The 10,695-nt window shown below is 42.7% G+C and carries 10 protein-coding genes; 5 read left to right on the top strand and 5 right to left on the bottom strand.

Features of this window, described 5'->3' with window-relative positions; translation table 11 throughout:
* The coding region (locus QZ331_RS14005) for a uracil-DNA glycosylase family protein (RefSeq protein ID WP_294631308.1) at positions 1–504 on the top strand (504 nt) is incomplete at its 5' end.
* 148 nt (positions 505–652) lie between these two features.
* Here the strand turns inward: QZ331_RS14005 and QZ331_RS14000 are convergent.
* Positions 653–2,230: an ATP-binding protein gene (locus tag QZ331_RS14000; RefSeq protein ID WP_294631307.1), complete on the bottom strand. Its 1,578-nt coding sequence runs from the start codon at positions 2,228–2,230 to the stop codon at positions 653–655.
* Between the two features lie 154 nt (positions 2,231–2,384).
* On the opposite strand from QZ331_RS14000, the gene QZ331_RS13995 reads away from it, so the two are divergent.
* From QZ331_RS13995 to QZ331_RS13985, 3 genes are all read left to right on the top strand, one after another.
* A complete protein-coding gene (locus QZ331_RS13995) occupies positions 2,385–2,927 on the top strand; it encodes a DUF2148 domain-containing protein (protein ID WP_294631305.1) in 543 nt (180 codons plus the stop codon).
* A gap of 88 nt (positions 2,928–3,015) precedes the next feature.
* Entirely contained in the window at positions 3,016–4,131 is a 1,116-nt protein-coding gene (locus QZ331_RS13990) for an agmatine deiminase family protein (RefSeq protein ID WP_294631303.1), read from the top strand.
* Positions 4,132–4,160: 29 nt separating this feature from the next.
* Positions 4,161–5,045, top strand: coding sequence for a carbon-nitrogen hydrolase (locus tag QZ331_RS13985; protein ID WP_294631301.1), 885 nt, complete (start codon positions 4,161–4,163; stop codon positions 5,043–5,045).
* A gap of 296 nt (positions 5,046–5,341) precedes the next feature.
* On the opposite strand, the gene QZ331_RS13980 is transcribed toward QZ331_RS13985, so the two are convergent.
* The 3 genes from QZ331_RS13980 to QZ331_RS13970 form a co-directional block, all read right to left on the bottom strand.
* Positions 5,342–5,731 (bottom strand): GtrA family protein, encoded by a 390-nt coding sequence (locus QZ331_RS13980; protein WP_294631299.1) that lies wholly within the window; start codon positions 5,729–5,731, stop codon positions 5,342–5,344.
* Positions 5,728–7,491 (bottom strand): aspartate--tRNA ligase, encoded by a 1,764-nt coding sequence (aspS, locus tag QZ331_RS13975; protein WP_294631297.1) that lies wholly within the window; start codon positions 7,489–7,491, stop codon positions 5,728–5,730. Before aspS ends, QZ331_RS13980 begins: the two co-directional genes overlap by 4 nt.
* Before the next feature lie 110 nt (positions 7,492–7,601).
* The gene (locus QZ331_RS13970; protein WP_294631295.1) at positions 7,602–8,627 is read right to left on the bottom strand and encodes a diacylglycerol kinase family lipid kinase; all 1,026 of its coding nucleotides are present in this window, start codon (positions 8,625–8,627) and stop codon (positions 7,602–7,604) included.
* A gap of 220 nt (positions 8,628–8,847) precedes the next feature.
* Between QZ331_RS13970 and QZ331_RS13965 the strand changes: the two genes are divergently transcribed.
* A complete protein-coding gene (locus tag QZ331_RS13965) occupies positions 8,848–10,032 on the top strand; it encodes an aminotransferase class I/II-fold pyridoxal phosphate-dependent enzyme (RefSeq protein WP_294631293.1) in 1,185 nt (394 codons plus the stop codon).
* A gap of 212 nt (positions 10,033–10,244) precedes the next feature.
* Here QZ331_RS13965 and QZ331_RS13960 read toward each other — a convergent pair whose 3' ends face one another.
* Complete coding sequence (locus tag QZ331_RS13960; RefSeq protein WP_294631291.1) at positions 10,245–10,670, bottom strand: FtsX-like permease family protein; 426 nt, start codon at positions 10,668–10,670, stop codon at positions 10,245–10,247.
* Between the last annotated feature and the right edge of the window lie 25 nt (positions 10,671–10,695).

Genomic DNA, 10,695 nt, shown 5'->3' with positions numbered 1-10,695 from the left:
TTTGTCGGCTTAAATCCAGCCGTCATATCCAATCAGAAAGGACATTACTTTTCAGTAAAGCAATCTTTTTGGAATCAATTATATAAAAGTGGACTGATTTTAAAAGAAGTCGATAAAGAATATGCTGATGAATGTATATTTGGAGATACAGTCTTTAATATTAATCAACGGAATTTTGGTATAACAGATTTAGTCACTAATATAGCAAACAGCAATAGTACTGAAGTCACCCCAACTATAAATGACTGCATACAATTAGAGAGAACAATTCTTGAATACAAGCCCAAAGTAGCAATCATTTTACATAGTAAAGTTCTTAAAATATTTATTCACAAACATTTGGGAGTAAAAAAGAAATACTTTTCTAATTGTGGTAATATGGGGCAATTATTAAGAAATAGTGATACGACCTTTTTCAATATTGCCTTTCCACATGGAAACGCAATACCTGATGCTGCCAAAATTGAAAGATATAAAGAAGTGAAAGAGTTTATTTTAAAATAGACGCATAACAATATTGCAACAAAGTTGAACAAAGTGTAATGAATCAACTGATAAACAATTCATTACACTTTATTTTTTCTATAAAACAGCCAAGAGAAGACAAATCATAGATATATTTGTTATCTTGAGATTTTCGCCTAAATTATGTCTATTGAAATTGCCTATGATTCAAACCTTCCTCTGCCACCCACTTTTCAATGTTTCTTGTCTCGGCGCTGAAATTCACCCCTATTTTGAACAGTCGGCGCTCGTCACTCTCAAAAGGTTTCGCATAATGTTTCTCATTAATCTGTCGCAAAGCCTCTTCAGCCGTACTCTCCAGTTTGAATTCCATGACATAGATAAATTTATCAGTCTGCAAAACAAGATCGATACGTCCCCGACTTGTGTGATATTCTACTTTTACATAAAAACCGACTAATTTGAACACGATAAAGAGAACATTCTGATAATGCAATTCCAAATCGCGAACCATCTCATAAGGAGTATCTGCAAAAAAACTCTGAAGACGACGGAAAAAAGAATCATAATCTCCAGAACGGACTTCACAGACAAACTTCTGAATTTCAAAGGAGGATTCAACAGCATCGGCATTCGTATAGAAAGGCATCAGATATTTTATAAACCCTTCCTCTACTTCACGATTGGGAAATCCCAAACGATAAGTTTCAAATTCACGATCGTAGCCTTTTATGGTAAGATAACCGCTCTGATAAATCACAGGGATAGGATTGTCGGAAGTTGAATCAATACTATTCAGTACATCAGCACTGGTTTCTTCATGAGCCATCCGGTGAAGATCATAATGATGTTTTTTTAGCAATTCGACCAAATAAGTAGGGGTACCCGTTTCAAACCAGTAGTTACCAAACGTATTGTATTTAAGTGTATTAAGTAAGCTAAACGGATTATACATACCTACAGAATCATGAGTAAAATGATAACCATCATATCTTTCACGCATTTCAGTACAAATTTTATCATACGCCAAATTCTGCGCATCAGCAAATTCATGCAATTCTGTTTCAAAGTTCTCATGCAACTCATGATCACTGATTCCACAGATTTCAATGTATTGCTGACGCATGGATATATCCTCCAGGTTGTTCAGGTCACTAAACACGCTCACCTTTCCGAATTTTGTCACTCCCGTAAGCATACCAAATTTAATGTAGCCATCCTTGCTTTTTAAAGCTCCATAAAAAGCCTTCAAAGTATCACGAAAACTCTTCTGAAGTTCGTCGTTACCAATTGCCTGCAACATAGGCTTATCATACTCGTCTACCAAAATAACGACACCTCGTCCCTCTTGTTCACAAGCACGCTGAATCACACCTTGAAAGCGAGAAGCGAATGTTTTCTCATAGTCCTTTGCACCATAGAGAGCTTCCCATCCGCGTAAAGCACTTTCTAAGACTTGGTCGAGCGCTTCGGGAGTCGTATATTTCTCCGCATTCAGATCTAAATGTAAAATGGGATATTTAATCCACTCCTTTTCCAGCTTCTCCATCGCCAATCCTTCGAAAAGTTCTTTTTTCCCTTGAAAATAGGCTTCCAAAGTAGATAGTAACAGACTTTTCCCAAAGCGACGTGGACGACTTAGAAAATAGTAACTGCCCGTTTTCACCATCTGATAAATCAAGGCAGTTTTATCTATATAGCAATAACCACCTTTACGTATTTTTTCAAAGTTCTGTATGCCAATAGGATAAATTTTGTTACTCATATACTCATATTATTTAGGAGTTGACAGATACAAAGATAGACTTTTCCACCCAATAACACAAAGTTCGATATGAAAGTTTTTTCTTTCATCGTTTAATGTAAAGTTTTCCAATTTTGATTTATCTTTGCCTTACTTAATTAATTCAAGAAAAGTTATGATACTGAACGAAAGAGATGCCCGTCACGAGCATGTACTACAAGTAGCCCGCCAGATGATGACGGCTGCGCGTACTGCTCCGAAAGGAAAAGGAATTGATATTATTGAAGTGGCACTAATCACGGATGAAGAGATTAAACAACTATCGGACACTATGATAGCTATGGTAGAAGAACACGGAATGAAATTTTTCCTTCGTGATGCCGACAACATCTTAAGTGCCGAATGTGTTGTATTGATAGGAACACGCGAGCAGACACAAGGCTTAAACTGTGGTCATTGTGGTTTCACCACCTGCGCCGAACGTACCGAAGGAGTTCCCTGCGCATTGAACAGCATAGACGTAGGTATCGCCATAGGTTCCGCTTGTGCTACGGCAGCCGATTTGCGTGTAGACACACGTGTGATGTTCTCCGCCGGACTGGCAGCACAACGCCTACACTGGCTGAAAGACTGCAAGATGGTAATGGCCATTCCTGTAAGTGCTTCTTCTAAGAATCCGTTCTTTGACCGGAAGCCAAAGCAAGAAACGAATTCATAATAATACGTAATGATGCGTAACAGGCACACTGACGACTGACGCAGACAATAAACTGATTTTATAAATAACTAAATAGATAAATAGTCTAATGGGAATCATGGTTGGACTTCCCAGCCCAAGTGGCTCGGAGAAAGATTTGCAGTTGAATTTCGGCAAAAACATGACCGTGCAGGTAGAAATGAGAGCACCTCATTTACCCGCCGAATGGCATACGCAGAGTGGTATACAGTTGACATGGCCACACGCCGGTACAGACTGGGCGTACATGCTGGCAGAAGTGCAAGAATGTTTTATAAACATAGCCAGGGAAATAACGAAGCGAGAGTTGCTATTGATTGTCACCCCCGAACCGGAAGAAGTGAAAAAACAGATAGCCGCTACCGTCAACATGAATAACGTCCGCTTTCTGGAATGTGCCACCAATGATACATGGGCACGCGACCACGGAGCCATCACCATGATAGACACCGGCACCCCTTCCCTGCTCGACTTTACATTCAACGGTTGGGGACTGAAATTTGCTTCCGAACTGGATAATCAAATCACCAAACAAGCGGTAGAAGCCGGATCCCTGAAAGGTCAGTATATCGACCGCCTCGACTTCGTTCTTGAAGGAGGCTCTATCGAAAGCGACGGAATGGGCACATTGCTCACTACCTCCGAGTGTCTGCTTTCTCCCCAACGGAACGGAAAGCTGAACCAAGCAGAGATAGAAGAATACCTGAAATCCACCTTCCATCTGCAAAAGGTTCTTTGGTTAGACCACGGCTATCTTGCCGGCGACGACACTGACAGCCACATCGACACTTTGGCACGTTTCTGTTCTACTGACACCATTGCTTACGTGAAATGCGATGACAAAGAAGACGAACACTACGAAGCATTGCTCGCAATGGAGGAACAACTGAAGACATTCCGCACCCTAGCAGGAGAACCCTATCGCCTGTTAGCCTTACCGATGGCAGACAAGATAGAAGAAGACGGCGAACGCCTGCCCGCAACTTACGCAAACTTCCTGATTATGAACGAAGTTATTCTATACCCGACATACCATCAGCCGGTGAATGATCAAAAAGCAAGAGAAGTGTTGCAACAAGCATTTCCAGACCATCAAATAATCGGAATAGACTGCCGTGCCCTGATTAAGCAACACGGTTCCCTGCATTGTGTCACCATGCAATACCCATTAGGAGTTATAAAATAACAAATGAATCAACCAAGTAATTATTCATTATGAAAAAGATAAAAGTCGGAATCATCCAACAATCCAATACCGCAGATATTCGGGTCAACCTGATGAACCTCGCAAAGAGTATCGAGGCTTGCGCTGCTCACGGTGCGCAACTGATTGTGCTTCAAGAGTTACACAACTCACTTTATTTCTGCCAAACAGAAAACACCAACCTGTTTGATTTGGCCGAACCCATCCCCGGCCCTTCCACCGGATTCTATTCAGAACTGGCGGCAGCCAATAAAATAGTTCTTGTGACCTCTCTTTTTGAGAAACGTGCACCGGGACTTTATCATAACACTGCCGTTGTTTTCGACCGTGATGGAAGCATTGCGGGAAAGTACCGGAAAATGCATATTCCCGATGACCCGGCTTACTACGAAAAATTCTATTTCACTCCTGGAGACATCGGTTTTGAACCCATTCAAACTTCATTAGGAAAGTTGGGCGTATTGGTATGCTGGGATCAATGGTACCCGGAAGCTGCCCGCCTGATGGCACTGAAAGGTGCAGAACTTTTAATTTATCCTACCGCCATCGGCTGGGAAAGCAGTGACACGGACGACGAAAAAGCCCGCCAACTCAACGCTTGGATTATTTCACAGCGTGCCCATGCTGTTGCCAATGGTCTTCCTGTTATCTCCGTCAACCGTGTAGGGCACGAGCCCGATCCTTCCGGACAAACAAACGGCATCCTATTTTGGGGAAACAGTTTCGTAGCAGGACCGCAAGGAGAATTCCTAGCACAAGCCGGAAACGATCATCCGGAAAACATGGTAGTGAAAATAGATATGGAACGCTCAGAAAACGTCCGCCGTTGGTGGCCCTTCCTCCGCGATCGCCGGATTGATGAATACGAAGGACTTACCAAACGCTTCCTCGACTAAGGCTCAGTGCAGAAGTTCTCCAATAAAGTTTATTCTCAAGACATAAGAGAGGAAATTTATAAATATCACAACCCCCAAAAAGGAAGCTGTCTAACAAATTCTAAATATTGAAAATCACCCACGCTACAGATAGTTATAGCGTGGGTGAAATTATTAATGAGAGACTTGTCAGACAGCCCTTTCTATATTTATTATGTGAAAAATGTTCCTACTACAGTAAGGAAGCAAGAAGGGCACAGAGTCAAAATCTAAATTTAAAACTCTGTGCCCTTCCTATATACTATATAATAACTATTTCATTGAAAAGTTATTTTCTTGTTGGCTAGGAAATTAGCTCCTCCATAAATAAATAATCCCAGGAATTGAGCCAGATATTCATTCACGTCCAGTCCTTCTACCAATAAGATAAGAAATAAAAACTGTGCGGTGTAAGCCGTGGCAAAAGCAGAACAAAAGAATAGTATCTGTTTCCAGATACTATTCTTTTTATTTTTTACAGGGAATATCCAATATTTGCACCAGATAAAGTTATGAATCTGAGCTATCAGGTACGCTGTTATATTAGCCACCATATAGTCACCGTCGAATGATATTTCTTTCATCATCAACCATACAACCAATGCCATAATGAGGGCATTCATCGTACCGATTACTATAAAACGGAATATGCGTACAGATTCTTTCACTCGCCTTCTTTGAAATCAACAATCAGATTAAGTTCGTCAAGTTGAGTCTGGTCAATTGCAGACGGTGCATCCAACATCACGTCACGACCGGAGTTGTTCTTCGGGAATGCGATACAGTCGCGGATGGAATCCAAACCGGCAAACAAAGACACCCAACGGTCAAGTCCGTATGCCAACCCACCATGAGGCGGTGCACCGTACTTAAATGCATTCATCAGGAAGCCGAACTGTGCTTCTGCCTTTTCAGGAGTAAATCCTAAAATCTCGAACATCTTTGCTTGCAACTGTGCATCGTGGATACGGATAGAACCACCACCTACTTCAACCCCGTTGACAACCATATCGTAAGCATCAGCGCGCACTGCCGCCGGATCAGTATCCAACAATGGAATATCCTCTTCCTTCGGATGAGTGAACGGATGGTGCATAGCCATCAGGCGACCTTCTTCTTCACTCCATTCGAACATCGGGAAGTCAATTACCCAAAGGCAAACAAATTTATTCTTATCGCGCAAGCCCAACTGAGAACCCATTTCCAAACGGAGTTCGCAAAGTTGTTTGCGTGTCTTCATCACATCATCACCGGACAAAATAAGTATTAAGTCGCCCGGTTTGGCTCCAAACGCTTCCTTCACCTGTTGAAGAACTTCTTGGGTGTAGAACTTATCTATGCTTGATTTTACCGTACCGTCTGATTCTACACGGGCATATACCATACCTTTAGCGCCAATCTGCGGTTTCTTTACAAACTCCGTCAGTGCGTCCAATTGCTTGCGGGTATAAGTTGCAGCACCTTCGGCACAGATACCGCCGATATAAGCTGCATTGTCAAATACCGAGAATCCGTGTCCTTTCAGGATATCCATCAGTTCTACAAACTTCATACCGAAGCGCAAATCCGGTTTGTCGCTACCGTAATATTTCATGGCGTCTGCCCACGGCATCCGTTGGAACGGTTCGGTAAGTTCCACACCGCGCAGCGTTTTAAACAGGTGTTTGGCCATTCCTTCAAATGTAGTAATGATATCTTCCTGTTCTACGAAACTCATTTCACAGTCAATCTGTGTAAATTCTGGCTGACGGTCGGCACGTAAGTCCTCATCGCGGAAACATTTGGCAATCTGGAAATAACGGTCGAAACCGGACACCATCAATAACTGCTTCAACGTCTGCGGTGATTGCGGAAGTGCATAGAACTGTCCCGGATTCATGCGCGACGGAACCACGAAGTCACGTGCACCTTCGGGAGTAGAACCGATAAGAACCGGGGTTTCTACTTCAATAAATCCAAGACTGTCGAGATATTTGCGTACTTCGATTGTCATCTTGTGGCGCAACTCCAGATTAGAGCGGACGGCATTGCGACGCAAGTCCAAATAGCGGTATTTCATACGGATATCATCGCCGCCGTCTGTATTGTCTTCGATGGTGAACGGCGGAGTCATGGCAGTATTCAGCACGTTCAGTTCGGAAACAATGATTTCAATGTCTCCCGTAGGAATATTGGCATTCTTGCTGAAACGCTCGTTCACAATTCCAGTAATCTGGATAACGAATTCACGTCCCAGCTTATTGGCACGCTCACAAAGTTCGGCATTAATTTCTTCGTTGAATACTAATTGAGTGATTCCGTAACGGTCGCGAAGGTCGACAAAGGTCATTCCTCCCATTTTACGACTACGCTGTACCCATCCGGACAGCGTCACTTGCTTATTTGCATCAGAGATTCTCAGTTCTCCACAGGTGTGTGTTCTGAACATATGTCTTTTTTATTTAAACGATTATCATTCGCGTCTTCATTTTGGTTGCACCAAAACTCCGCAAAAATACGCAATAATTTGTAATTCGTGATTAATTAGCTCCAAAATTCTCAGACTTTCTTTGTCAGTTTTCTCAGTATTTTCCTGTTTTTGTCTGTGATATTGTCTACGATGGCTTCATTCATCAGCTTAATGCCATTCATATATTCTTGTGCCCTTTGCAGCACATTAGCGGTATCTTTTTCCGCCGCGTGCGGCATCACTACGCGCAATCCCTGTTTAATCAGTTCGATGTTTATATCAGCCTCTGTCTCCATAGGGTCTCCGTCGAAGTGTATCACTCCGGGCGTACTGCGGCGGATGCACAACCGTTTGCAACGAAAAGTCTTGATACGACTGTTTTGGTCAATGGTTTTATTAAACAACTGAAAGGCAAGCGAAGGCACGTCCAAGACCGTGAACGGCTCCAATATGGTAACGTCCAAAAGTCCGTCTGTCAAAGTAGCTTGCGGGGCGATGTAGGCGTTGTTGCCATATTGCGACGCATTTCCGCAGGCAATAAGGAATGCTTTATATTTGGAGATTCCGTCTTCGGTTTCCAACTCGTAGGTCTCCGGCTGATATTTCAGACTTTCCTGCAAAGTCTTTTCCAGATACGTGAGCAGTCCGCGTTTGCCTGCGTGGGCAAATTTCAAACTGACGAAAGCATCAAACCCCACCCCGCAGGTACAGAAGAAGGCGGTTCCGTTAATCTTACCATAATCTATTATATCCATGCAGCCTTCATTGAGCACTTCCAATGCTTTTTTCGGCTCCATAGGTATATGCAGATGGCGTGCCAGTCCGTTGCCGGAACCGCAGGGAATAATACCCAAAGCAGTATCCGTATGCACCAACGCACGGGCTATTTCATTGATTGTTCCGTCTCCTCCGATAGCTACGACAATGTCTGTTTTTTCCTCCACAGCTTTAGCGGCAATTTCCACCGCATGGCCGGCTCTTTCGGTATACACTACTTCCCAAGTGTATTTCGCTTTGTCTATTTTCTCATCCAGCAAGCTAAGAACCAATTCTTTACTTTGTGTTCCCGAAATAGGATTGACGACGAATTTTATTTTCTTCATACTTTCGTTCATGCTATTCTTGTCAATGTACCCGACAAAAGTAATATAAATATCTTAAATTTTAATGTATCAGAGGTTTCTAATCTCGAACAGGCAACTTTTTTGCTATAAAAAGAACACACAATAGTAAATTTTGTTATCTTTGCCCCCTGTTTTTAAACACTTGTTAAGATAAAGTATATCGGGAGGCTTGCAAGAGCGGTTCGAATACGAATATAATAAATTATAATTCATGGGATTATTACAAGAGAAGTTAGCTAAGTACGACTTGCCACAACAATTTATGGCAAAGGGCGTTTACCCATATTTCCGTGAGATAGAAGGGAAACAGGGTACAGAAGTAGAAATGGGCGGACACAAAGTGTTGATGTTCGGCTCCAATGCATACACTGGCCTTACGGGAGATGAAAGAGTCATTGAAGCAGGTATCCAAGCCATGCGCAAATACGGTGCGGGATGTGCCGGTTCGCGTTTCTTGAACGGTACACTCGACCTGCACGTACAATTAGAGAAAGAATTAGCGGCTTTTGTGGGCAAAGACGAAGCGCTTTGTTTCTCTACCGGTTTTACGGTGAACTCAGGAGTTATCCCTACTTTGGTAGACCGCAACGATTATATCATCTGTGACGACCGCGACCACGCGTCTATCGTAGACGGTCGTCGCCTTTCCTTCGCACAACAGTTAAAATATAAGCACAATGATATGGCTGACTTGGAAAAGCAGCTTCAGAAGTGCAACCCGGATTCGGTGAAATTAATCATCGTAGACGGTGTGTTCTCTATGGAAGGCGACTTGGCAAACCTGCCCGAAATCGTACGCTTGAAACATAAATATAATGCTACCATCATGGTAGACGAGGCTCATGGTCTGGGCGTATTCGGAAAACAAGGACGCGGCGTGTGCGACCATTTCGGTCTGACTCACGAGGTTGACTTGATTATGGGTACTTTCAGCAAGTCGTTGGCTTCTATCGGTGGTTTTATTGCTGCTGATTCTTCTATCATCAATTGGCTGCGTCACAACTCGCGTACTTATATATTCAGCGCATCCAATACTCCGGCTGCTACCGCAGCTGCTTTGGAAGCGCTTCATATCATACAGAACGAACCGGAAAGACTTGAAGCATTGTGGAACGTTACCAACTATGCATTGAAGCGTTTCCGCGAAGCAGGATTTGAAATCGGCGCTACCGAATCGCCTATTATTCCTCTCTATGTACGTGATACGGAAAAGACATTCATGGTTACGAAACTGGCGTTTGACGAAGGGGTATTCATCAATCCTGTAATCCCGCCGGCTTGTGCTCCGCAAGATACATTGGTACGCGTGGCTTTGATGGCTACTCATACCAAAGAGCAGATTGACAGTGCCGTAGAAAAACTGGTAAGAGCATTCAAGGCATTAGATCTTTTATAGAAAATACACGTTACAATAAAAAAAAGCTACTCGCCCGTTCTGCATTCGGGCGAGTAGCTTTTTTTTATTTGCAGAGCATATATATCCGACTTCCACCGCATATATGTCCAACGTTCAGCATCTATATACCCAACGACTACCATCTATATCTTCTACAGCCAGCATATATAGATGCTGACTGTAGAAGGCTCATTCTGTTTTTATTGTTTCATTTACTCATTTTTCATTATCAATGCCGGATTAATACGAACAGCTTTACGAACCTGCCATAATAACGTTCCCAACGAAACAGCCCATGTCAGTATAAAGTCTACCACGAAAAGACTTATGCTTATAGGAGCTTTCACTGCAAAATCTTTGGTATAGTTATCAATAACATAATAGACCAATGGGATTGCAACCGCAAACGCTGCTCCTAAGGTATAAAGATACTTCTTCACTAATAGTATAGTAATTTGCCTGCCGGTAGCACCATTCACTTTACGTAACGCAATCTCCCGATACCGTTGACGAATATCATATAATGACAATCCGAACAGTCCGAGACAGGATATGCAGATTACCAATCCGGCAAAAGTAACGTAGATGCGGGTAGTTCTCTTGTCTTCATCTGTAATAGTCAAGACTTGTTCTGACATTTGTTTTACTATCGGACAAAAAAAC

It is taken from the genome of uncultured Bacteroides sp., from assembly GCF_910586915.1.
Classification (GTDB): domain Bacteria; phylum Bacteroidota; class Bacteroidia; order Bacteroidales; family Bacteroidaceae; genus Bacteroides.
The sequence above is the reverse complement of the archived record's forward strand: the minus strand, read 5'-3'. Positions and strand labels throughout refer to the sequence as shown.

Coding starts and splice junctions, on each gene's coding strand:
- QZ331_RS14000 (WP_294631307.1), bottom strand. CDS start 2,230: ATGAGTAACAAAATTTATCCTATTGGCATACAGAACTTTGAAAAAATA.
- QZ331_RS13995 (WP_294631305.1), top strand. CDS start 2,385: ATGATACTGAACGAAAGAGATGCCCGTCACGAGCATGTACTACAAGTA.
- QZ331_RS13990 (WP_294631303.1), top strand. CDS start 3,016: ATGGGAATCATGGTTGGACTTCCCAGCCCAAGTGGCTCGGAGAAAGAT.
- QZ331_RS13985 (WP_294631301.1), top strand. CDS start 4,161: ATGAAAAAGATAAAAGTCGGAATCATCCAACAATCCAATACCGCAGAT.
- aspS (WP_294631297.1), bottom strand. CDS start 7,491: ATGTTCAGAACACACACCTGTGGAGAACTGAGAATCTCTGATGCAAAT.
- QZ331_RS13970 (WP_294631295.1), bottom strand. CDS start 8,627: ATGAACGAAAGTATGAAGAAAATAAAATTCGTCGTCAATCCTATTTCG.
- QZ331_RS13965 (WP_294631293.1), top strand. CDS start 8,848: ATGGGATTATTACAAGAGAAGTTAGCTAAGTACGACTTGCCACAACAA.
- QZ331_RS13960 (WP_294631291.1), bottom strand. CDS start 10,670: ATGTCAGAACAAGTCTTGACTATTACAGATGAAGACAAGAGAACTACC.